At 64.3% G+C, this 21,952-nt stretch carries 16 protein-coding genes; 6 read left to right on the top strand and 10 right to left on the bottom strand.

What is annotated here, in order from left to right; translation table 11 throughout:
* Nucleotides 1–63: 63 nt before the first annotated feature.
* The gene (locus MTAI_RS11035) at nucleotides 64–1,998 is read left to right on the top strand and encodes a single-stranded-DNA-specific exonuclease RecJ (RefSeq protein WP_027886379.1); all 1,935 of its coding nucleotides are present in this window, start codon (nucleotides 64–66) and stop codon (nucleotides 1,996–1,998) included.
* Here the strand turns inward: MTAI_RS11035 and MTAI_RS11030 are convergent.
* The 5 genes from MTAI_RS11030 to MTAI_RS11010 all read right to left on the bottom strand — a co-directional run bounded on the left by MTAI_RS11030 (nucleotide 1,993) and on the right by MTAI_RS11010 (nucleotide 9,159).
* A complete protein-coding gene (locus MTAI_RS11030; protein ID WP_245453115.1) occupies nucleotides 1,993–2,631 on the bottom strand; it encodes an HD domain-containing protein in 639 nt (212 codons plus the stop codon). The two genes, MTAI_RS11035 and MTAI_RS11030, sit on opposite strands and share 6 nt — an antisense overlap.
* Before the next feature lie 126 nt (nucleotides 2,632–2,757).
* Nucleotides 2,758–5,025, bottom strand: coding sequence for a sensor domain-containing diguanylate cyclase (locus MTAI_RS11025; protein WP_187388550.1), 2,268 nt, complete (start codon nucleotides 5,023–5,025; stop codon nucleotides 2,758–2,760).
* Complete coding sequence (locus MTAI_RS11020) at nucleotides 5,022–7,202, bottom strand: EAL domain-containing protein (protein WP_187388549.1); 2,181 nt, start codon at nucleotides 7,200–7,202, stop codon at nucleotides 5,022–5,024. The genes MTAI_RS11025 and MTAI_RS11020 overlap by 4 nt, the downstream gene beginning before the upstream one ends.
* Before the next feature lie 288 nt (nucleotides 7,203–7,490).
* Nucleotides 7,491–8,102 carry a helix-turn-helix transcriptional regulator gene (locus MTAI_RS11015; protein ID WP_027886375.1) on the bottom strand — a complete coding sequence of 204 codons (612 nt, stop codon included), beginning with the start codon at nucleotides 8,100–8,102 and terminating at the stop codon, nucleotides 7,491–7,493.
* 7 nt (nucleotides 8,103–8,109) lie between these two features.
* A complete protein-coding gene (locus tag MTAI_RS11010) occupies nucleotides 8,110–9,159 on the bottom strand; it encodes an Mrp/NBP35 family ATP-binding protein (protein WP_027886374.1) in 1,050 nt (349 codons plus the stop codon).
* Nucleotides 9,160–9,329: 170 nt separating this feature from the next.
* Here MTAI_RS11010 and MTAI_RS11005 point away from each other — a divergent pair, with 170 nt between their 5' ends.
* The 3 genes from MTAI_RS11005 (at nucleotide 9,330) to MTAI_RS10995 (ending at nucleotide 14,096) form a co-directional block, all read left to right on the top strand.
* Nucleotides 9,330–10,007 (top strand): GGDEF domain-containing protein, encoded by a 678-nt coding sequence (locus tag MTAI_RS11005; RefSeq protein WP_027886373.1) that lies wholly within the window; start codon nucleotides 9,330–9,332, stop codon nucleotides 10,005–10,007.
* 674 nt (nucleotides 10,008–10,681) lie between these two features.
* Entirely contained in the window at nucleotides 10,682–11,503 is an 822-nt protein-coding gene (locus MTAI_RS11000) for a hypothetical protein (protein ID WP_027886372.1), read from the top strand.
* Nucleotides 11,490–14,096, top strand: coding sequence for a valine--tRNA ligase (locus MTAI_RS10995; protein WP_027886371.1), 2,607 nt, complete (start codon nucleotides 11,490–11,492; stop codon nucleotides 14,094–14,096). Before MTAI_RS11000 ends, MTAI_RS10995 begins: the two co-directional genes overlap by 14 nt.
* 5 nt (nucleotides 14,097–14,101) lie before the next feature.
* Here the strand turns inward: MTAI_RS10995 and MTAI_RS10990 are convergent, their stop codons facing one another.
* Both MTAI_RS10990 and MTAI_RS10985 read right to left on the bottom strand, forming a co-directional pair.
* A complete protein-coding gene (locus MTAI_RS10990; protein ID WP_027886370.1) occupies nucleotides 14,102–14,707 on the bottom strand; it encodes a Maf family protein in 606 nt (201 codons plus the stop codon).
* Nucleotides 14,704–15,819, bottom strand: coding sequence for a phospholipase D-like domain-containing protein (locus tag MTAI_RS10985; protein WP_223299716.1), 1,116 nt, complete (start codon nucleotides 15,817–15,819; stop codon nucleotides 14,704–14,706). The genes MTAI_RS10990 and MTAI_RS10985 overlap by 4 nt, the downstream gene beginning before the upstream one ends.
* 186 nt (nucleotides 15,820–16,005) lie before the next feature.
* On the opposite strand from MTAI_RS10985, the gene MTAI_RS10980 reads away from it, so the two are divergent.
* Both MTAI_RS10980 and MTAI_RS10975 read left to right on the top strand, forming a co-directional pair.
* A complete protein-coding gene (locus tag MTAI_RS10980) occupies nucleotides 16,006–16,641 on the top strand; it encodes a TetR/AcrR family transcriptional regulator (RefSeq protein ID WP_027886368.1) in 636 nt (211 codons plus the stop codon).
* Nucleotides 16,642–16,644: 3 nt separating this feature from the next.
* Nucleotides 16,645–17,100 carry a methylated-DNA--[protein]-cysteine S-methyltransferase gene (locus MTAI_RS10975; RefSeq protein WP_036196714.1) on the top strand — a complete coding sequence of 152 codons (456 nt, stop codon included), beginning with the start codon at nucleotides 16,645–16,647 and terminating at the stop codon, nucleotides 17,098–17,100.
* A gap of 7 nt (nucleotides 17,101–17,107) precedes the next feature.
* Here MTAI_RS10975 and MTAI_RS10970 read toward each other — a convergent pair whose 3' ends face one another.
* The 3 genes from MTAI_RS10970 to MTAI_RS10960 all read right to left on the bottom strand — a co-directional run bounded on the left by MTAI_RS10970 (nucleotide 17,108) and on the right by MTAI_RS10960 (nucleotide 21,940).
* A complete protein-coding gene (locus MTAI_RS10970; RefSeq protein ID WP_027886366.1) occupies nucleotides 17,108–19,468 on the bottom strand; it encodes an aldehyde dehydrogenase family protein in 2,361 nt (786 codons plus the stop codon).
* Nucleotides 19,469–19,518: 50 nt separating this feature from the next.
* Nucleotides 19,519–20,502 (bottom strand): deoxyribose-phosphate aldolase, encoded by a 984-nt coding sequence (gene deoC, locus MTAI_RS10965; RefSeq protein WP_027886365.1) that lies wholly within the window; start codon nucleotides 20,500–20,502, stop codon nucleotides 19,519–19,521.
* 178 nt (nucleotides 20,503–20,680) lie between these two features.
* Nucleotides 20,681–21,940: an LCP family protein gene (locus tag MTAI_RS10960; protein ID WP_036196744.1), complete on the bottom strand. Its 1,260-nt coding sequence runs from the start codon at nucleotides 21,938–21,940 to the stop codon at nucleotides 20,681–20,683.
* Nucleotides 21,941–21,952 lie beyond the last annotated feature (12 nt).

The raw sequence follows: 21,952 nt of genomic DNA, 5'->3' as shown, positions 1-21,952 counted from the left end.
ACCCAGCCCGCCTATCCACTGGGGGCCCTGGGCTGATCGGGTGTGCGGTGGTAGGAGATCTGGATGAAGTGGACACTCCGTACATGGCCCCATGTGGCCGAGCTTCGGCCGTTGATTGAACAACTGGGTATACCGCCGCTGGCGGCGGCGGTTTTCTGGAACCGGGGGTTCCGGCGCAAGGAAGACCTCGAGCCCCCCCTGGTATGCCTTCCCATCGATGGCCTCCAGCGGGCGGCTTTGCGCATCATTGAAGCTTTGGAAAAACGCGAGCGCATACGGGTTCACGGCGACTACGACGCCGACGGCCTGACCGGCACGGCCCTGCTGCTGAATGGCTTGGGGAAACTGGGGGCCGAGATTCACGCCTTTATCCCTCACCGCCTGGAGGAGGGCTACGGGGTGCTGATGGATCGGGTGCCGGAGCACCTCGAGGCCTGCGACCTGTTCATCACAGTAGACTGCGGCATCACCAACCACGCCGAACTGCGCGCGCTGGTGGAGAATGGGGTCTCGGTGCTGGTCACCGACCACCATTCGCCGGGTGCTGCGCCGCCGCCAGGTCTGATTGTGCATCCGGCCCTCTCGCCTGGTTTGCAAGGCCAGGTGCACCCCACCGGCTCGGGGGTGGCTTTCTTGCTGCTGTGGCAGGTTTACGAGCTGCTGGGTCGGGATCCACCCTTGGAGTACGCCGACCTGGCCGCTGTTGGCACGGTGGCCGACGTAGCCCCTCTGCAGGGCTTTAATCGGGCCCTGGTTCAGGAGGGGCTTCGTCGCCTGCGCGATTCCGCCAACCTGGGCCTCAGGGTGCTGGCGGCGCAACACTGCCAGGAATTCAGCGCCAGCGAGATCGCCTTTCGCATCGCACCCCGTATTAATGCAGCCTCGCGGCTGGGGCAGGCTGGGATTGCCCTGGAGCTCCTCACCACCCAGGATGTTTTGCAAGCCCATGCCCTGGCGGAGCGCCTAGACCAGCTTAATGTGCAGCGCCAGCGCATCGAGGAGGCCATGCTGGAACGTATCGGGCCCACCCTCGACCCCACCCATCCAGCCCTGGTCATCCACGATGCCGAAGGGCACCCTGGGGTGATGGGCATTGTGGCCAGCCGGGTGCTCGAGCGCTACTACAAGCCGGTGTTTATCATCGCCGAGGGCAAGGGCTCGGTGCGCTCCACGCCCGGTATCAGCGCGGTAGGGGCCTTGCAGTCTGCCAGGGCCTACCTCGAGCGCTTTGGGGGCCATGCCCAGGCGGCGGGGTTTGCCATTCAAGAAAGCCAGATCCCGGCCTTTACCCAGGCCATCCATCGCTATGCTGCGCAGTTCCCGGTGCCAGAACCCGAGATTGTGCTAGACGGATGGCTGGATGGGGAAGACCTGCTGGAGCTCTACCAGGCCTTAGAGCGGCTCGAGCCGGTGGGGGAGGGCAACCCCGAGCCTTTGTTTTATGCCCAGGGTAAGCCGGAATATGTGCGTACCATGGGGGAAGGCAGGCACCTATCGTTCCGCTTGAACGGGATCCGGGTGGTCAAATGGCGCGATAATGGCGAACACCTGCCCGAGGCCATCGAGCTGGCCGCAGGGCTGGTGCTGAACCGCTGGAACGGCGAGCAGAGCATCGAGCTGAGGGCCCAGGCCTACCGGCCATTAACGGCCGCCCCGCTATCGGGGTGGGCTATTCCACTGCCATTTGCCGAGGCGGTGCGCCAGGCCATCACCCAGGCCGCCAAGGTGTATGTGCACCCTGAGGGGGCCGGCTGGTTTATCGAGCGGGGGGCCTCGGTGGTGAAGCCCGAAGAGGCCGAATACTGGTTCAGCCTGCCAGCCCGGCCGACCCATCCCCAGCGGGTCTACATCGCCCTTTCAGAGAAGGCCCTGCGGGCTTTGGAGGCCGCACCCGATCCGCTGGTGCAAGCCCTGGGCCGCCGGGTGGCTACAGCGTACCGCCTGGGGCTGGCGGCGCAGCTGGCGGAGAGCCTCGAGCGCTACTGGCAGGCCCTATGAGGAACGAACCAACGTTTCTAACTCACCTTGCAGGTTATCGCGGGCGGGCCGCTCCAGCCCGGCAAACCCCGCGGTCTGATAGATGCGCTCACGCGAGAGAAATTGGCGAATCACCCCAGCCCGCCGTTCTCTGAATACGGCCTCCGGCAGCCAGGCGTACTCCAGCCGGACGGCTCGAGCATAGGCCCGATAGGTTCTGGCCTCGGCGCCCAGGATGGAAAGATCCGCATCCAAAAAAAGCGCGGTCTCGAGGTCGTCTGAGCGGTGGTGCTGTGTGGCAAGAATAAGGCCCACCACCCGCTGGATGAGCGCCGGGGCCACCCCCAGGCGCTGGAGGCTTTGTTCGGCCAGGCGGGCGCTTTGCAGCTCGTTGTCGGTGCGGGTGGGGTCGTAGACCGCGTCGTGGAACCAGGCTGCAAGCTCGAGGTGCGGCTGGGCTGGCAGCAGCGCCAGCAGGGCCTCGAGATGGGCCAGGTTGTGGTAGTACCGCTGGGGCTCGGTATACCGGATGAGCAGGTCGTCCAGTACAGAAAAATGCTGGTCGGGATCAAGCCCAAGGGAGATGAGCAGGGCATTCCAGCGACCTATCAGCCGCTGGCGGCCCCCGTTCGATAGCTGGAATTCACGCCTCATGCTGTCTTCCGACGAGCCAACAAAATGCAGCATAGCACGGATGAGCGGCCCCGCAATAAATCCTTCACCGCCAGGCACAGTCGGGAAGGATTCAAGCCGACCGAAATGCGTGTAAGCGGGGGCCCGTCAGGACTTCAACGGGATACCCATGGCTTTGGCCTCGTACATGCGGTTGTCCGCGGTGCTGAGCAGCTTCTCCGGGCTACCCCCGTCTTCGGGGTAGGCGGCCAGACCGATGTTGACCCCCAGGCGCAGCCCGTTGAAGCAGATGGACTCGATGATCTGGGCGTAGCGGGTGGTGACCGCCACCGCCTCGGTCTTATCGGTGTGTGGAAAGATGGCCGCGAACTCGTCGCCGCCCCAGCGGAAAAGGTAGTCGCCCGAGCGACGCTCCTTTTCCAACAGCTCGGCCACCCGGATGAGGGCCAGATCCCCGGTGGGGTGGCCCAGCCGGTCGTTGACCGCCTTGAACCCTTTCAGATCCATCACGATCAAAGACAATGGGTAGCCGTACCGGAGGGCCCGCTCGAGCTCTTCCGCCAGCGCTTTGTCGAAGGCCCGGCGGTTGGGCAGTCTGGTCAGGGGGTCGGTGAGGGCGGCCTCCTCCAGGAGGCGGTGGGTTTTGCTGTCGTGCAGAAGGGTGGCTAGCGGAGCCGCAAAGAACTGGGCGGCGCGCAGGCTATCCTCGCCGAAGGCCTGTGGGTCGTGCAGGTTGTCCAGGTTGAGGTAGGCCAGCACCTCACCCCGAAAGACGATGGGCAGGCACAGGTTGGCCTGAATCTCGTGCACCCTGCCGGCCCCATTCACAACTGCGGGCGGCGCAGTCCGATGGCTGACCTCGTAAATGGGGGTGGTCTCGCCGCTCAGGATGCGGGGCTCGCCCTGGTGCAAGCGCTCCTCACCCAGGCCGTACCAGTTGAGCATATCGGCGGCCGTGCTGGGGGCGGCCTGCAACCCCTCGAGGTCGAAACCCACGGCCGCTTTATAGCGGTATAGCCCGTTCTCGAGCACCATCAGGCTTCCGGCCTCACTGCCCGGCACCTGCTGGATGGCTTCTTCGAGCACCATCTGGTAAAGGTTTTCCGAGGGCTGCTGCAAAAGGGCCTGCACCAGACGGCTGACGCCTTCATGGCGGCCCTTCTCTATCAGGCGTTCAAACCCGATGCCCAGCGTGCGACAGAAGAGCAAGAGCAGCTCCTGCTCGGCCTTGCGCCAGTTTCTTTCCGGGGGTGTGCCCACCACCAGGATGTAGCGGCTGCGCGGGGAGCCAGGGGTCGGGATGGGGTGCGCCGCAAAGGTGCGCCAGCCCAGGGCCTGCAAAGCCTGCACCCCCCCCGGTTCTTCCGCGTAGCGCTGGGTGAAGAACGGTTTACCCGAGGCGTACACGTCCCAGGCCCGGCCCTGACCGTAGGGCAGGCCCTCCCGCAAAACCTCCAGCAGGGTGGGCTCGTCTACACCTGCATGGGCCAGCGCCTGCATCCGCGCCCCCCGCACCTCCCAGACCACCCCGGCCCTGAGCGACAGGCCCTGCAGCAGGAGGGAAAGGGCCATCTCCGAGGCCTCCTCGAGGGAGGTCACCTTGTGCAGCTCCACCGAGAGGTCGGAGAGCAGGCGACGGGCCTCGAGGTCGGCCAGGCGGTCGAGGTGCAGGCTCACCGTCTCGGCAAAACGGATCAGCCCATCGACCTCCTCCGGCCAGAAAGGCCGCTCGGTTTCCAGGTTGAACACCGCCACCACCTCGCCCCGTTCGAACAGCGGGAGGGCCAGCTCGGCCAGGGTGTTGATGCCAGGGGCTGCGATGAAACTGGGTTCCTGGCGTACGTCGGGCACGTACTGGGGCCGGCCTTCGCGGAAGGCCCGGCCCACCACCCCCTCGGCCGAGATCTCCTGTGCGCCGAGCGTCGGGACGCTGGCGAGCAGGCGCAGGGTGTGTTTTTGGGGCAGCCATACGCTGGCGTGGCCGCCCGACACAAACTTGGTAAGGTGCTCGGGAAGGCTGGCCAGGAGAGCCTGCCGGTGTTCCAGGGCTGGCAAAACCTCCAGGGCCTCTGCAAGAAGCTGATGGCTCCGGGCCAGCATTCTGGCGTGGCGGTGGGCCCTGCGCAGGCTCCCCCCGATGCCGTTGGCGATGAGCACCGATAGCAACAGCAGCAAACCATCCCACGCCTGAAGCCCGGCGAGGCGGGCCAGCAGCACGGCCGACAGTGCGCTGGCCGCGAACCCCCATTTGAGGCCATAGATGCTGGCCGTGGTCGCTGTAAAAATCATGAGGAAGGGGAGCTTGTACGAGGGCTGCGCACCCAGGAAATCCGAAAAGATGGTAAGAGTCAGCGAAGAGACGGCAATTACGCCGTAAACTAGATTAACCGCCGACCAATTGAAGGCCCGGTTCATGCATCCCCTCTTTGCATGGCCCATATCTGTTCCCTGGATTCGATGGCGGTAGGCCGGCCCAGCAGATAGCCCTGACCAAGGGAAAAACCCTCGGCTAAAAGAAAGCGATACTGGGCCTCGGTTTCGATGCCTTCTACAATCACCTTGAGCCTCAGGCTGTTGCCTATGGCCTGCACGGCGCGCATCAGGCGGGCCTCGGAGGTATCGGCGCGGGGGTTGGGGCCGAGGTTTTTGACGAATCCCTGGCCCAGCTTGATGGCCGCCAGGGGTAGGCTGGTGATGCGCTCCAGAGAGGAAAACCCGCTGCCGAAATCGTCGAGGTAGAGGGGGTGCCCCTGCCGGGCCAGTTGGCGCAGCACCGCAAGGTTGGTTTCGTTCAGCGCTACCTGCTCGGTGACCTCGAGGATCAGGTGCTGGGGAGCCAGGCCGTGGCGCTGTAGCAGACCGGCGATGCGTTCGGGCAGACTCGGCTCGAGCTGGCTGCCCGACAGATTGACCGCAATCGGTATGCCCCACTGGGCCGCGCGCGCGATGGCTTCGGTTAAAACCCACCCCCCCAGCTCCACCATCCAGCCCTCCTCCTCGGCGATGGGTAAAAACAGGGCCGGTGAGATCGGGCCCCGCTTGGGGTGCTGCCAGCGCAGCAGGGCCTCGAGGTGCTGCAGGCGCCGATCCTCCAGGGTGCGGATGGGCTGATAGTGCAGAAAAAAGCCCAGGGGCGTTCCCCCCGACTTAAGCGGCCGCAGGGCCTGCCCCAGGGCCTGGTGCAGCCAGTCTTCTTCGAGGGTGCTCTTTACCAGCGCGGGATCGTAAAAGCGTACCTGCCCGGGCTGGGCTTGCTCCAGGGCGATTTCGGCGGCTTGAGGAAGTTCGAGCGGGGTGCTGCCCGGCTGGGCAAAAGCCACCCCCACCCGTGGGCTGAAGTCGAGCTGGGGCCAGCGGGCCGCCAGTTGTTCGCGCACGCGCACCTGTAGCCGCGTTAGCACGGCCTGGGTGGTGGTGGGGTTATCAACCCCCTCCAGCACCAGCCAGAAGATGCCCCGCTCGAAGGCCAGGTGATCGGTTGACCGCAGCTCGGCCTGCATCGCCTCGGCGAGGCTGTGAATCACGGCCAGCCAGGTGGCCTCGCCCTCGAGCCGCCGGACGCGTTCCAGGGAGCGGCAGTGCAGCGCCAGCAGGGCTCGAGGGGCGGGCGATAAAAGGGCCAGCGTGGTTCTGAGACCATACAGATTGAGCAGACCGGTCTGGGGGTCATGCTGGCGGCTGTACTGGACTTCGTTGCGCAGCTCGTTCCCGTACAGCAGCCAGGCCACGTGGTGGGCCAGCCCCTCCAGGTGGCGCAGGTCGAGTTCGTCGAAAGCGTCGGGGCGTTCAAAGTGGTCGAGGTACAGGTAGGCGCGCGCCATCCCTTTAACCACCACCGGGGTTGCCAGCATGGCCTGGATGCTACCGACGCGCCCAGGGCCTTCTATGATGGCCCGCCGCTCGGGGTCGAGCTGTTGGTTGAAGCGGGCGATGTCGATCTGGGTAAACACCCGGGCCTGGATGTGCTGGCTCAGCGAAAGGGGTTCCCGCGGGTGCAGATAGACCTTTTGCAGGGCTTCCAGGTCGTAGCCTTTGGCCGCCACAAAGCGGAAGCATCCGTCGGGCTGGAGCAGGGTGGCGCTGCCGGCCTGGGCGACCGGCACAACCTTGAAAGCAGCCTCCAGGGCCCGTTGCAGCACCTCTTCGGGGGAAAGCGTCTCCTTGAGCCCCGAGGCCAGCAGCTCGAGCGAGGCCCCCTGGAAACGGGCCCGGCGGTAGGCATCGCTGATATCAAAACCGATGCACTGTATGCCCACCGGCTTTCCGTGCTGATCCAGCAGCGCCATAAACTCCCAGCGGCTGCGGTTCCAGGGTTTGCGGGTTGGCTTGCTGAACTCTACCCAGAAGGTCTGGTGGGGGTTCTCCAGGGCCCGATGCACCACCTCTATAACCGTCGGTACGTCCCTGGGGTCGGTATGCTCCAGCGCGCTGGCCCCAATCGGCAGGGCTTGCAGCCCCATATACTGCAGGTAGGCCCGATTGGCATAGACAAAACGCCCCTCGAGGTCGGTCTGTAGCACCATAATGCCCTGGGATAGGTCGAGCGGTTCCAGGCCCGGGCTCGCCTTAATGTGAAAATTCAAATCAGGCATACTGAACGCCCCTCATTCTTGCAGCTGCCATGCAACCCATCCCCTGCTAATCCAACGATAGCAAAACCCATGACGCCCCTTCGGTTATCTGAACCGTTGCAGAAGCCGCGCAGCGATGTTTGCAGAGGCGCCAGCCACAGGGCATTTTTTGGGAAAAACCAGCGATTTCCCATCAATAACCGAATCTGAACATTTTTTATAGGAAACCCAAAAACCCTTGCGAGGCTTTTCAACCGATGGGCATCTGGTTATATTGGCCTGCCAAAAAGCTTTGCTCGATTGGGCGGTCTAACCCTGGGCCTCGATGCGGTAGCGGCAGCACTGGCCCCCCGCTGAGATGCGCTCTTCGCGGATCACCGGCACCCCCAGGAGCTGCTGGTATAGCTCGAGCTCGCTCTGGCAAAGCTCGCCGTGCTCGAGGGAAAGCGCCAGTTTGGGGCAGCGGGCCTGCTCCAGGTACCAGGCCCCGTTTTCCTGGTAAAAGCTGGCCTGGTAGCCTTGCTGGGTCAGAAACTCGGCCAGGCGGTAAATTTTTTGCTCGAGGCTCAGACCTTCCATATGCGGGGCCAACTCCTCGAGCAGCTTGTTGTTGCGTCGGGCCAGCACCTCCAGCACCAGGCCTTCCCCGAAAAGCTCCTTGAGATGGGTGAGCACATCGGCGCACATCCGGGCGTACGGGGCCTGCTCGTCTACGGCCTGGTAGACCTGTTTGGGGCGGCCCCGGCCCTCGTTCTTTTCCAGGCGGGCCCGCACCAGCCCTTCCCGCTCGAGATCCTCCAGGTGGCGGTGCACGGCTACTTTTGAAATACCCAGCGACTCGGCCAGCGAGCCCGCGCAACAGGCCCTCGAGCGCAGGGTTTCCAGAATCCGCAGCTTGGTCTCGCCCATCCCCAAAGCCATAACGCTCCTACGCCATCGGCAGCAGCATGTAGGACTGCACCGACAACTGACCTGCTAAATTGCGCGCGACCTGGCGGAAGGCCAGCGCCTCGGGCGAATCGGGCGCCCCAATCACCACCGGCACACCGTTGTCGCCCCCTTCACGCACCGAGAGCGCAATGGGGATCTCACCCAAAAAGGCGGTGTTGTAGGCCTCGGCCATCTTGCGGCCGCCCCCCTGCCCAAAGATGTAGGTTTTTTGCCCGTTTTGCTCAAAAAACGACATGTTCTCGATGATGCCCAGGATGCTGACCTGTACCCGCTTGAACATATCCAGGGCCCGCTCGGCGTCGATCCGGGCCACGTCCTGCGGGGTGGTCACAATGAGGCCGCCCGAAAGCCGGGTGAGCTGCGCAAGCGAAAGCTGCACATCCCCTGTGCCGGGCGGCAGATCCACAATCAGATAGTCGAGGTCGCCCCAGGCCACCTCCTGCAGGAACTGCTTGAGGGTGCCGTGCAGGATGGGGCCGCGCCAGACCATGGCCTGGCCCGGTGGCACGATATTGGCGATGCTGATGAGCTTAACGCCGTAGCGCTTCAAGGGCACCATCCGCTTTTGCTCGTCTACGCGCAGCTTCTCGCCCTGGGTACCAAACATCTGGGCCTGGCTGGGGCCGTAGATATCGGCGTCCAGCAGGCCCACCCGGGCACCTTCCTGGGCCAGTGCTACAGCCAGGTTGGCCGCGACCGTGCTTTTACCCACGCCCCCTTTGCCCGAGCCAACCGCTACGATGTGTTTGATGCCGGGCAGGGGTAGGTTTTGCGGCCCACGTACCTGGGCGCTAAAGTGCACCTCGACCTCGGTCGCGCCGATTTTGCTAAGGGCCTGGCGTATATCCCCCTCGATTTTCTCTTTGAGGGGGCAGGCCGGTGTGGTGAGGTTGATCTTGATTGCGGTTTTGCTGCCTTGTACGGCAATTTGCTCAACCATCCCCAGCGATACCAGATCCTTGTGTAGCTCGGGGTCGTGGACGGTTTTGAGGGCTTCCAGTACCTGGGCTTCGCTGAGCGCACTCATCTCATATTAAGAATATCCCTGGAAACGCTTTGATGAACGGGGCTGGAATCACATTACAGGGGACTGACAACACAATTTGCCCGGTGGTGGACTGGTGGAACATCCAGCCCATAAGTGATGGTCAAATTGCACAGGGTTTAGACCGTGGAATGCATATAATCCGCAACAAGATGAGTGCTGAAAAGCTGCGCGAAGAAGACCTAAAACTGCTGCACCTGCTCGAACAGATGCGCAGCCAGATAGCGCAAGCCAGCGATAACCTCGACTCGCTCAAACAGGCTTTGGAATCGGTGCAGCGCCTGGTTGAGGAGCGGAACCGCAACCTGCTAAACCACCGCAGCCCCTGGCTGGAGGGCTACGGCCGCGAAACAGACGATCCGCTGACCGGTTTGCCTGCTAAGTTGGCTTTTGAACAGGCCCTCGAGCGCGCTTTTGCCAGCGGTGAGGCGTTTACTGTAGTTGCCTTCGATCTGGACGAATTTCAAACTATTACACAGCGCTTCGGCCAGGCCCTGGCCGATGAGATCTTGCGTCGCGTGGGGCAGCTGGTGCAGAAGACGCTGCGGGCCTCGGACGTCGCTGGACGTTTGGGGGGCGATTCCTTCGCCTTGATTCTGCGCGGTATCACCGGGGATCGGGCCTTGGGGGTTTGCGAGCGGTTGCGGGTTGCGGTGCTCAAGTACCCCTGGGGCCAGCTTCACCCCGAACTTAAGGTCACCATCAGCCTGGGCTTTGCCGGCCGCGATGGCCAACCGACTGCCCAGGCCGTGCTGGCTCGAGCCAAAAACTTCCAGGCCGAGGCCAAAAGCTCGGGCCGCAACCAGACCTTCCCCGGCATGTACTACTGAAGTGAGGTGAGGAAGCGTGTTCGGCCGTGCCCCAGAGCTTTTCAAGAGCATGCTTGGTCGCCTTGAGTCCGTGGTGCGCCACACTATAGCGGTTTTTGCAGCGCTTCTCTTTTTGGTCTGGCTTATTTTTGAACTGATCCAGGCCTTTTGATACCAGATTTCGGTTGGTTCATCGCCGGAAGGCGGCCGAAGGGCTAGGCTTTCTGCGCCAAGGGTAGCGAGGGGTGCGTTCTGGGATGCCAAAAGATGGCCTCTGGAGGTCTTTGCTTTGAATGACCCTTTCTCCGGTATGCTGTATGGCCGCTGGCTGATATATACTGGGTTCTGGCGTAGACCGGGAAGAGTAGGCTGCCTGCGCCCACAGAAAGGGTGCCCCAGCGGCTGAGAGGGCACCTGGAAACGCACCAGCCGAACGTCGCCCGCGAGCCTGCAGGAAGAACGGCCAGCTGGCCTAGTAGAGCCTGTCGGGGGTGCCCGTGATAGCACATCTGAGTGCCTGAAGCCCTTGCTGGCGCTTCAGGAAGCGCGGTGGTACCGCGGGGTTTTCCTCGTCCGTGCAGCAAAGCCTGCAGGGGCGTTTTTGTTTATAGAGTGAGGTGAGGATGAAGGATTCCAAACGCTCGAGGGTTTTCGGTGGAGGATCCTCTTTTGTCCGGCCACGCTGAGGAGGTGCTATGAACGATATTCCCAAGGAATGGCAGCTCGAGCCCCATTACGAACCCGGCCTCTACTGGTTGAGCCGGGAACCCCGGCCCATTAAGCTATTTGGCAAGGAACTTCCGGCCAAAGAGTCGGTGGAGTATCCCGGCTGGTACTTTCTTCAGCGCGGCGAACCCATGCGAATTGTGGATAGCCTCGAGGAGGCCCTTGCTGCTCTGAAGTCTCGCCTCAAGCACTGGAACATGATAGACCTGCTGGGCCGGCCGGCCCCCATTGAGGCTAGCAAGAGTGTTCGTAAGCAGATGGTCATCGATCTGCTCAACGCCCCCATCGCCACCCCCCCGCCCGACTACGACCCCGACCGGGACGAGCCGTTCCTCCTGCTTTCGTGCAAATGGGAGCTGGGCGACTACCTATTGGTCGCCAGCATCGATTACACCCCTTTCCGCCCGGAGTTCAGCACCCGCTTCGGCCAGCCCAACAACCCCATCCGCAGCCTGGTGGGCCGGGTCTGTACCCTTAGGGCGATGGACTTCGCGCAGCTCGATGAGGACTACCCGGATGACCTAGACGACCTGGATGAAGACGACCTCGAGCCCCTCGAGCTTCTGGAGGACGATGAAGACCTTGAATTTGAAGAGGAGGAAGAGCCGGATTGGCAGGAAATTGCGGTGGGCCCGGTGAGCCTCGAGGGCAACCGCCTGACCGTGGGCTTCTGGAGCTGTACCTTTGATGAAAACACCGAGGTCACGGGGGTGGCCTACGAGGAGGCTGTCTTTGATGACGAGAAAAAAAGCTACCACCTTTTCGTGAGGAGAAGCAATGACCGAACCTAAGGAACTACCCAAAGCCTACGACCCCCAGGCGGTGGAGCCCCGTTGGGTGGAGGAGTGGGCCAGGAATCCCCTTCGCCCCGAACTCAACGCCCACAAGGGCAAGGGCCCCTTTACCATTGTGATCCCGCCGCCCAACGTGACCGGCAACCTGCACCTGGGCCACGCGCTGGACAACACCATCATCGATACCATCATCCGCTTCAAGCGCATGCAGGGCTACGAGGCCTTGTACCTGCCCGGCACCGACCACGCCGGCATCACCACCCAGGTGCTGGTGGAAAAAGAGCTGGCCCAGGAGGGGCTGTCCCGCCACGACCTGGGCCGGGAGAAGTTTTTAGAGCGGGTCTGGGCCTTCAAGGAGAAAAACGGCGGGGCCATCCTGCACCAGCTTAGGCGCATCGGGGCTTCCTGCGACTGGAGCCGTGAGCGCTTCACCATGGACGAGGGGCTGTCCCGCGCGGTGCGGCGGGCCTTCATCGAGTACTACCACCAGGGGCTGGCCTACCGCGGTAAGCGCATCGTGCACTGGGACCCGGTGGCCCAGACGGTGGTGAGCGACCTCGAGGTGAACGTCGAGCCCACCCCCGGAAAGCTCTACACCCTGGCCTATCCCCTCGAGGAAGGCGGGGAGATCCAGATCGCCACGGTGCGCCCCGAGACCATCTTTGCCGATGTGGCCATTGCGGTGAACCCCGCCGACGAGCGCTACCGGCACCTCATCGGCCGGAAGGCCCGCATCCCCCTCACCGAGCGCTACATTCCCATCATCGCCGATGAGGCGGTGTTGATGGACTTCGGCACCGGGGCCCTGAAGATTACCCCCGCCCACGACCCCACCGACTTCGAGATCGGACAGCGGCATAACCTGGAGATGCCCAGCGTGATCGACCTGAAGGGCTGCCTCTATGGGGAGCGGGTGCCCGAGCCCTTTCGGGGGCTGGAGCGCTTCGAGGCCCGCCGGCGGGTGGTGGAGGCCCTGGAAGAAGCCGGGCACCTGCGGGATGTCCGCGACTACACCATCGCCCTGGGCTACTCCGACCGCACCAAGGCCCCGGTGGAGCCCCTCCTGCTCGAGCAGTGGTTCGTGCGGATGAAGCCGGTGGCCGAAAAGGTGCTGGAAGGCCTGGATAAAGGCGAGATGCGTTTCGTGCCCGAGCGCTGGGAGAAGGTTAACCGCGACTGGCTGGAAAACATCAAGGACTGGGCCATTGCCCGGCAGCTCTGGTGGGGCCACCAGATCCCGGCCTGGTACGACGAGGAGGGCAACGTCTACGTGCCCGACCCCTCCAACCCCGACCTCGACTGCGACCAGGATCCCCGCTACGCCCACCTCAAGCTGCGGCGCGACGAGGACGTCTTCGACACCTGGTTCTCCTCGGCCCTGTGGCCCTTTTCCACCCTGGGCTGGCCCGACGATACCGAGGATCTGCGGAAGTACTACCCCACCGATGTCCTGGTGACCGGCTACGACATCATCTTTTTCTGGGTGGCCCGCATGCAGATGTCGGGCTACCACTTCACCGGTCGGGCCCCCTTCCACACCATCGTGCTGCACGGGCTGTACCTGGACGCCAGGGGCCAGAAGATGTCCAAGAGCAAGGGCAACGGCATCGACCCCCTCGAGCTGATTGATAAATACGGGGCCGATGCCTGCCGCTTCGCCTGGGATTATCTGGCTACGGGCGGGCAGGACATCCGCCACGACGAACGGCGCTACGAGCAGGGGCGCAACTTCGCCAACAAGCTCTACAACGCCGCGCGCTTCGTGCTGATGAACCGGCAGGTGGGCCTCTCCAGCGCCCCGGCCACCCCCACCCTGGCCGACCGCTGGATGGTCTCGCGCCTGAACCGGGGCATCGCCGAGATTACCGAGGCCTACGAGGCCTTCGACCTGGGCCGGGCCGCCCGGCTGGTCTACGAGCTGGTCTGGAGCGAGTTCTGCGACTGGTACCTGGAGGCTGCCAAGCCCGCGCTGCGCGAGGGCAACCCGGCCACCCTGGAGACCCTGAAGACCACCCTGGCGACCCTGCTCAAGCTGCTGCACCCCATCATGCCCTTCATCACCTCGGAGCTGTACGAGGCCCTGACCGGGGATGCCACCCAGCTGGCCCTGCAGGACTGGCCCCAGGCCGGCGCGCGCGACCTCGAGGCCGAAAAAGCCTTCGAAACCTTGCAGGCCACCATCACCGCCACCCGCAACCTGCGGGCTGAGCTGGGGATCCCACCCCAGCAGGCCATCGAGGTCTATCTGGATGGGCCGGGGGCCGCGCTGGTGATGGAGAACCGGGCGCTATTCCGCTTCCTCAGCAAAGCAGAGCCCTCTATCGGTAGCCCCGAGAAAGCCATTGCCCAGGTGACCGCCAACACCACCGTCTACCTCAAGCCCGAGGGCGACCTCTCGAGCTTCCTGGAGCGTCAGCGCAAGCGGCTTTCTGAGCTGGAAAAACAGGTTGAGCAAGGGCAGAAGAAACTCGCCAACCCAGGTTTTGTGGAGCGGGCCGACCCCAGTGTGGTGCAGGCCGAGCGCGAGCGGCTGGCCGAGAACCAGGCCCAGCTCGAGCGCATCCGGGAAAACCTGGCCCGGCTGGGGTAGGGGATTTACAGCTCCTTTGGGTCTGGCCGGTGGGGCTCGAGGCCAAAATAGCCCAGCTCATACAACCGCTGCCAGACCCGGCTTACGGGCAGGCCCATCACGGTGTAAAAGTCGCCCTCGATGCGCTCCAGCAGCACCATGCCCAGCCCCTGGGCGCCGTAGCCCCCGGCCTTGTCCAGCCCCTCGCCGCTTTGCACATACCACTCGAGCTCCCAGGCCTGGAGCGGGCGGAAGGTGACCTGCGCCAGGGCGACCTCGCGGTGCACAGCCCCGTCCGGTTTGAGAATGGCAAAGCCGGTGTACACCGTGTGGCGCCGCCCCGAGAGCTGCTCCAGGAATCGCCTGTTCTCCTGGGGGTTATGGGGCTTGCCCAGGGTCTGCCCTTCCAGCGCGACCACGGTATCGGCCGCCAGCACCCACTGCCCTGGCTGCCAGACGGCCTGGGCCTTCTGCACGGCCAGTTCCTGGGCCATCTGGGAGGGCTCGAGGTGCCGGAGGCTTTCTTCGTTTATATCAGCCGGACGAGCCTCAAAGGGCAGGGCCAGCCGCCTAAGCAGCTCGGCCCGGCGCGGGCTTCCGGAGGCCAGGATCAGGGTAGGAAGGTTCTTCATAGTCGGCTCCCTGCCCGCCAGATGCTTTCCACCTCGCGCTGATAGCGCTGGGCCAGCGTGCTGTCCCGCAGGATCAGCAGGTTTTCGTTGTTGCGGCCGAACCCAGAGTTGGTGAAGTTGTAGCTGCCGGTAATCACCCACTCCCCGTCCACTACCATCACTTTGTGGTGCATGGTGTAGGGGTTGCCGTCTTTGCGCACCTCCACCCCGGCCTGCTTCAGGGTTTCATCCCGCGAGTTCTCCAGGTTGCGGGTGTCGATGACGACCCGCACCCGCACCCCGCGCCGGTGGGCTTTGACCAGGGCCTCCACGATGCGGGTATCGGTCAGAACATAAGCGGCCACCCAAATTTCCCGCTGAGCCTGCCCCAGCCGCTCGAGGATGGCCCGGCGGGCTTCCTGTCCACCGGCGGGGCTAAAGTAAACCGTGCCCAGGGTGCTTCCGATTTGGAAGCGCGCAGAACGGCCCAGCCCATTCTCCTGACCCGCGAACAGGGCTTCAAACTCGGCCCGGTAGACCTGCACCAGGCCCGGCACCGGCAGCCACAGGCTGTTTTCGTTGTTGCGCTCAAAGGCGTTCCAGGTGAGGTTGGTGCTACCCGTCCAGACCCCCAGGTTATCGATGAGCACGAACTTGTGGTGCATGAGGGCGTGGGGGCGGCTGTCGTAGCAGACCTGCACGCGCTGTAAGGTTTCGCAGCGGGCCCGGCTGCTGCTGCGCACGCCCAGGCTCTCGCGGGTTTCGCGGCGGTAGTCCGAGTCGTTGAGCATCCGCACCCGCACACCGCGGGCCGCCGCACGTATAAGGGCCTGCCCTATTTCACGGTCTTCGAGCTCGAGGGCAGCCACCTCAACCTGCTGCTGGGCCGTGTTGATCAGGCCCAGCAGGCGGCTCTTGGCGGTGGGGCCTTGCTGGGGAGCAAAGTACAGCTCGAGGCCACCGGCCGATCTGTACACCGGTGGAACCGGGCGAAGGTAGGTCTCCCAGGCCAGGTAGCCCACCACGCCCACAAATAGAAGAAAAAGCCACAACCGGTCGCTTTTGCGGCGGCCTCGAGGTCGGAGCAGGCCCCACACAGCCCAGAGTCGATTGAACGTGGAACCACGGCGCATAGCAGATGTCTACTGTACAACGCTGAACGGGCAGGTTGGCCGGAGCTGGTCTGGAGGAGCCATCCCGATGGTGAAATTTAGCAAGTGGGAAGTTTTTCAAAAACATTCCACAGAAGTGCCCAGCAAGCGATATTTCCGACTGGATGCCGACTAGCGCAATTTATTGTACTCGGGTACAATCTCACCATGCTCACGCTTCGGGAAAGGCAAAAGCAGCGTCGCCGAGACCGCATTTTCCGTACCGCCATCAACCTGTTCCGCGAGAAGGGCTTTCACCAGACCACGGCCACCGATATAGCCAAGGCCTCGCATGTTTCCAGGGGCACTTTTTTCAACTACTACGCCTACAAAGAGGCGGTTTTGCTCGACTTTGGTGCCCAGCTACTGGGTGAGCTGCGTGAGCAAGCCCTGGCGGAACTGAACCAGGGCAGCCCCCCCCTCGAGGTGCTGCGCCGCCTATGGAACCGGCTGGCCGAGGTTAGTGAACGCGAACGGGTGCTGCTATCCCCCCTGGCCTATGAGCTGCTGAACCCCGACCCCCAGCGCGCCAAGGCTGCTTTCGAGGCCCTACCCCTGGGTGACCTGATCGCCGAAATTCTGTACCCGCTAAAAATTCAGGGCCGGTTGCGGCAGGATATGTCGCTCGAGCGCATCTCCCGTTCGATGGCCGACGTGTACCTGCTCTCGGCCCTGCGCTGGGCGGCCTATACCCCAGGGCGGCAGCTCAAGGACGAGATGAACAAGTTCCTCGACCTGATGCTGGAAGGTGCCCTGTCCAGGGAGGTTGGCAAGCCCGCCAAGGCTGCGCGCACCTCGAGCTAGGCCATGCACAGCCTGCTAATACCCACCCCGGTGGGCCCACTCTACGCCAAGGCCAGCACCCAGGGGTTGCTATCGGTGGAACTGCTGGTGTGGGGGGAGGGTTTGCCAGAGCGTCCCAGCGCCCTGCTGGGCGACCTGGCCCGGCGGGTAGAGGCCTACTTTGCCGGTAAGGGGGAAACCTTTTTGCAGGTGCCCCTCGATTACAGCGGCCTCGAGGCCCGCCGGGTAGCGCTGTATGAAGAAGTGCGGCGCATTCCCATCGGCGAGACCCGCAGCTACGCCCAGATGGGGCGCTTGTGCGGTCTCACACCCCGGGCAGTGGGAGCGGGTATGCGGGCCTGCCCGTTCTTTTTGGTGGTACCGGCCCAGCGCGTGATTCACGCCGATGGGCGGCTGGGGGGGTTTGCCGGGCGGGAGGGCGTGAAGGAGTGGCTGTTGCGCTTGGAAGGCGCTATTTGAAGTCGACTCAGGCCCCGTAGGGCACCCAGATGTTCTTGATCTGGGTGGCCTGCCGCAGGATCTCGTCGGTGTCGGGCAGGGGGCCGCTGGCGGGCAGCGTCCAGGTGCGCTTCATGTTGCCGGCGCTGGCCTTCTCCACCAGGGCCCAGCCGGTCTGGGGGCCGGCATACCAGAGGGCGTCCACGTCGTCGTGCTCGGCCAGGGTTTTGGCCAGCTCGTCGCGCTCGCCGGTCACGATATTGAAGGTTCCGGCGGGGATGTCGGAGGTCTCGAGCACCTGGTAGAAGTCGGTGGCCGTGAGGGGGGCGATGGGAGAGGGTACTACCACCAGGGTGTTGCCCATGGCCAAAGCGGTGCCGGCCAGCCGGGCCAGGGCTAAGAGGGGCTGGTCGTCGGGGCAGAGGAGGCCCATCACCCCGATGGGCTCTGGGATGGCCAGGGTCACGTTGCGGATGGGGGTGTTGTGCACCACGCCCTCGTACTTATCGGCCCAGGCCGCGGCGGTGAAGAGGGCCTCGAGGGCCGCCTCCACCTCGGCCGTTCCATCCTGCCCGGTCTGCTTTTCGATGCGCCGGGCGAACTCCTCGGCCCGCTCGGAAAGGTTCTCGGCCAGGAAGTACAGGATCTGGGCTTTGTGGTGGCCGCTGGTTTTGCGCCAGCCCTCCAAGGCCCCTCGAGCGGCCTCCACCGCGTTGCGGATATCCTTGCGGTTGCCCAGCCCCACCTCGCCGATGCGCTGCCCCTCGGGGTCGTACACCACCCGGCTGTAGCCGCTGTCGGGGCGCACCTGCTTACCGCCGATGAAGAGCTTGGCGGTGCGGTCGATGGGGGGTAGACCGGGCTGGGCGGCCCTGGGCTTATCACCTGCAGCTTTTGCCCTGGGGGCTTTGGCAGCTTTGCTCTCCGCGATTTTTTTGACGTACTCCCACAGCCCTTCCTTGCCCCCCTCGCGCCCGAAACCGCTCTCGCGGTAGCCGCCAAAGCCGCTGGCGGCGTCGAAGAGGTTGGTGCTGTTGATCCAGATGGTGCCGGCCTTGATCTGGGTGGCCACATCCAGGGCCAGGTTGATGTCCTCGCTCCAGATGGAGGCGGCCAGGCCGTAGCGGGTGTTGTTGGCCAGCCGGACGGCCTCCTCGGGGGTGCGGAAGGTGAGGGCGGCCAGCACCGGCCCGAAAATCTCCTCCTGGGCGATGGTGGAAGAAGGGGCCACATCCGTGAAGAGGGTTGGGGGGTAGAAGCAGCCTTCGGTGGGAACGGCCCAGCTCGGCTGCCAGAGCCTGGCCCCTTCCTCTACGCCTTTTTGCACCAATCGCTGGATTTTTTGCAACTGCACCGGCGCGATGATGGCCCCGATATCCACCGCCTTGTCCAGCGGGTCGCCCACCCGCAGTTTTTCCATGCGGGCGCGGAGCTTGGCGTACATCTTTTCGGCGATGCCTTCCTGTACCAAAAGCCTCGAGCCCGCGCAGCAGACCTGCCCCTGGTTGAACCAGATGGCGTCCACCACGCCCTCCACTGCGCTATCGAGGTCGGCATCCTCGAAGACCACAAAAGGCGACTTGCCCCCGAGCTCGAGGGAGAGCTTTTTGCCGCTGCCGGCGGTGGCCTTGCGGATCAGACGGCCCACCTCGGTTGAACCCGTAAAGGCGATCTTGTCCACCCCAGGGTGCTCCACCAGGGCCGCGCCGGTCTTCCCATCGCCGGTAATGATGTTGACCACCCCGGGCGGCAGGCCGATCTGCTGGCAGATTTCGGCGAACAGAAGCGCGGTCAGGGGGGTAAACTCGGCGGGCTTGAGCACCACTGTATTGCCCATGGCCAGCGCCGGGGCAATCTTCCAGGCCAGCATCAACAGGGGAAAGTTCCAGGGGATGATCTGCCCCACCACCCCCACCGGCCCGTAGCCCGCCAGCTCGCTTTCCATCAGCTGGGCCCAGCCGGCGTGGTAGTAGAAGTGGCGGGCCACCAGGGGGATGTCAATATCGCGGGTCTCGCGGATGGGCTTGCCGTTGTCCAGGGTTTCCAGCACGGCGAACAGGCGGGCGTGCTTCTGGATCTGCCGGGCTATGGCGTACAGGTAGCGGGCCCGCACGTGGCCTTTGGTCTGGCTCCAGCTTGCAAAGGCTTTGCGGGCGGCCTTGACCGCCTCGTCCACGTCGGCGGCGTTGGCCTGGGCTACTTCGGCCAGGGGCTGGCCGCTCGCCGGGTTGAAGGTGGTGAACCATTCCTGGCTGGCCGGCTTTCGCCACCGGCCTGCAATGAAGAGCTGAAACCGGCCCTTGTGGGCCTGGATCCAGTCCAGCGCGGGTTGGGCTGCCTCGGGGGCAGGGCCGTAGGGGAGGGTCTCCATAAGTTCGGTGAGGGTCATGATGGACTCCTAGCTCGAGGGACAGGGGATGCTCTAGGCGGGGCGCTTGGCTAGCCCAGCGGCTGGTACTGCATGGAGGCATAGCGCCCGTAGGCGAAGTGCTCGAGCTGCCGTTCGATGTCGTTCAAAAGGGCGCTGGCCCCAATCCGGAAGAGGTGCGGCTGCATCCATTCGTGGCCCAGCTCCTCCTTCATCAGGATCAGCCAGTCCAGGGCCTGTTTGGCGCTGCGGATACCCCCGGCGGGCTTGAAGCCCACCTTGTAGCCGGTCTGCTCGTAGAAAGCCCGGATGGCCCGTACCATCACCAGGCTGTTTTGCAGGGTGGCATTGATGGCCTCCTTGCCGGTGGAGGTTTTGATGAAATCCGAGCCGGCCTGCATGCACACCATGCTGGCCTTGTAGACGTTTTTGAGGGTGCCCAGCTCGCCCACGGCCAGGATGCTTTTCATGTGGGCCGGGCCACAGGCCTCGCGGAAGTCGCGCACCTCCTGGTAGAGGGCTTTCCAGTTGCCGGTCAGGACGTGCCGGCGCGAGATCACGATGTCGATCTCACTAGCCCCGGCGGCCACCGAGGCCTCGATCTCTTGCAGCTTGAGGCGGTGTGGATTGAGGCCCGCCGGAAACCCGGTCGAGACCGCAGCCACCGGGATGCCGGAGCCCTCCAGGGCCTCCACGGCGACGGGCACCATCTCGTGGTAGACACACACCGCCCCGGTGGTGAGCCGCAGGTGGGGTATGCCCAGGTCGCGCAGCAGCTCCGGGCGCACCGGCTGGCGGGCCTTGGCGCACAGCCGCCGCACCGTGCCGGGGGTGTCGTCGCCCGAAAGGGTGGTGAGGTCGATGGTGCGGATGGCGTGCAGCAGCCAGGCGGCCTGCCACTCCTTTTTGACCGTGCGGCGGGTGGGCAGGGTGGCGGCCCGCCGCTCGACCGCGCTTTTGTTGACCAGCGCGCCCTCGAGGGCGCCGGGGTCGAAGGGGGTGCCGGGGTTGCGCTCCGGCAGCGGATGGGTGTGGGGTAGGGTCGCGGTTGCCATAGTATGGCCTCGAGTACAGCCGATTATAGCGGTTTTGAGATGACGGAACCTAAAAAGCCCCGGCAGCTTTCCGGTGGGCCTGGGGCTTGATGCGGCGCTGGCAGATTGGACACCGCGAGCTGTCATGCTGCTTATGCTCAGGGTGTCTCGGCCCCGGGGTGTGGGGAGGGGCGGCCGCTTAGCCTGGCCCCAGCACGATGATCACATCGTAGCCTGGGGGCTCGAGGCGGATGCGGGTTTGCAGGGGCAGGTGTAGCAGGTCGGCGTAGTCTCGAGCCAGTACGAAAGCCGGGGACTCGCGCCCCACCACCGAAACGCCGCTGCGCACCAAGACCACGCTCGAGCCTCCCACCTCCCCAAGCCGTACTTCGGGCGGTGGCAGGCCCAGCTCGATAAAGCCCTGCCGGTATCGTTCGCCCAGCCCACGGCCGCTCCGGTCAAGCAGCAGGGTTTTCAGACCCAGGGCCTCGGCCTGCACCAACCGGGCCATGACCTCGGTATCGGTGCTGTGGCCTAGCAGCCCAGCGATAAAAGAAGGCATGGCGGCCTGGTCGGGGATCAGGTAAAGGCCCTCTTCCAAGGTGGGCAAGGTGGCGCTTTTCAAAGTCAGGTTTCGCAGGCTCGGGAGCAGACGCAGGGCTTCGGAGAGGGGGAGGCTGGTCTCAATGGAGCCCCAGAGGGTGCTGGCAACCCCAGGTAAGCGCGGCCAGTAGCGGGGGTTCTGTGCCTTGCGTAGGGCCAGCTCCATCACCTCCCGGATGCGATCCAGCCGGCCCAGGTCGGTGCCCTCCCAGCGCCGGAAGCGCATGTACTTGACGGCATCCTTGCCGTTGAGATGCACCGGCCCTGCCGGGAAGTCGATGTAAAGCCCCGCGGCCCGGTCGGTGTACTTCATAGGCTGGGGCAGCACCACGTCCACCCCGTCCACCGCGTCGACCAGCTTCATGACCGCTTCAAAGGTCAGGATCACATAATGCTCTACCGGTACGCCCAGCAGGTTTTCCACGGCCAGCTGTAGCCCTTTGCCCTTGCCTCCCCGCTCGTAGACGGTGTTGATCCGGCCATCAAAATACCCCTCGGGGGTTTCTCCGCTGTAATGCAAATCGCGAGGAATGGCTACGGCGGTGGCTTCTGACCCGCGCAGACGGACATAAAAGATGGTGTCGGTGCGGAGCCCCGGCCCACAGGGGGTATGGTAGCCGCAGTACTCGGTGTCGCGGGCTGCCACCACCAGGCTAAGTTCCTCGTACGGGCCTCCACCCTGGTAAGTGTCCTGCCACTGGGTCTTTGCAGCCCTGTGCTGTGGCCCATAGGCCAGGGCCCAGGCCAGGGCCAGCAAGGACAGCCCTAGCCAGATCAGCGAACCCCGCGGCCCAGGGCGGCGCTGGCGAACCGACGAAGCGGCGCTAGGGCGGTGGGGGCTGGGTGGTCGTGCCATGGCCATCAGATT

The organism is Meiothermus taiwanensis WR-220, assembly GCF_003568585.1.
GTDB lineage: Bacteria > Deinococcota > Deinococci > Deinococcales > Thermaceae > Meiothermus > Meiothermus taiwanensis.
This window is presented reverse-complemented; position numbering and strand designations above follow the sequence as displayed.

Coding starts and splice junctions, on each gene's coding strand:
- MTAI_RS11035 (WP_027886379.1), top strand. CDS start 64: ATGAAGTGGACACTCCGTACATGGCCCCATGTGGCCGAGCTTCGGCCG.
- MTAI_RS11030 (WP_245453115.1), bottom strand. CDS start 2,631: ATGAGGCGTGAATTCCAGCTATCGAACGGGGGCCGCCAGCGGCTGATA.
- MTAI_RS11025 (WP_187388550.1), bottom strand. CDS start 5,025: ATGAACCGGGCCTTCAATTGGTCGGCGGTTAATCTAGTTTACGGCGTA.
- MTAI_RS11020 (WP_187388549.1), bottom strand. CDS start 7,202: ATGCCTGATTTGAATTTTCACATTAAGGCGAGCCCGGGCCTGGAACCG.
- MTAI_RS11015 (WP_027886375.1), bottom strand. CDS start 8,102: ATGGCTTTGGGGATGGGCGAGACCAAGCTGCGGATTCTGGAAACCCTG.
- MTAI_RS11010 (WP_027886374.1), bottom strand. CDS start 9,159: ATGAGTGCGCTCAGCGAAGCCCAGGTACTGGAAGCCCTCAAAACCGTC.
- MTAI_RS11005 (WP_027886373.1), top strand. CDS start 9,330: ATGAGTGCTGAAAAGCTGCGCGAAGAAGACCTAAAACTGCTGCACCTG.
- MTAI_RS11000 (WP_027886372.1), top strand. CDS start 10,682: ATGAACGATATTCCCAAGGAATGGCAGCTCGAGCCCCATTACGAACCC.
- MTAI_RS10995 (WP_027886371.1), top strand. CDS start 11,490: ATGACCGAACCTAAGGAACTACCCAAAGCCTACGACCCCCAGGCGGTG.
- MTAI_RS10990 (WP_027886370.1), bottom strand. CDS start 14,707: ATGAAGAACCTTCCTACCCTGATCCTGGCCTCCGGAAGCCCGCGCCGG.
- MTAI_RS10985 (WP_223299716.1), bottom strand. CDS start 15,819: ATGCGCCGTGGTTCCACGTTCAATCGACTCTGGGCTGTGTGGGGCCTG.
- MTAI_RS10980 (WP_027886368.1), top strand. CDS start 16,006: ATGCTCACGCTTCGGGAAAGGCAAAAGCAGCGTCGCCGAGACCGCATT.
- MTAI_RS10975 (WP_036196714.1), top strand. CDS start 16,645: ATGCACAGCCTGCTAATACCCACCCCGGTGGGCCCACTCTACGCCAAG.
- MTAI_RS10970 (WP_027886366.1), bottom strand. CDS start 19,468: ATGACCCTCACCGAACTTATGGAGACCCTCCCCTACGGCCCTGCCCCC.
- deoC (WP_027886365.1), bottom strand. CDS start 20,502: ATGGCAACCGCGACCCTACCCCACACCCATCCGCTGCCGGAGCGCAAC.
- MTAI_RS10960 (WP_036196744.1), bottom strand. CDS start 21,940: ATGGCACGACCACCCAGCCCCCACCGCCCTAGCGCCGCTTCGTCGGTT.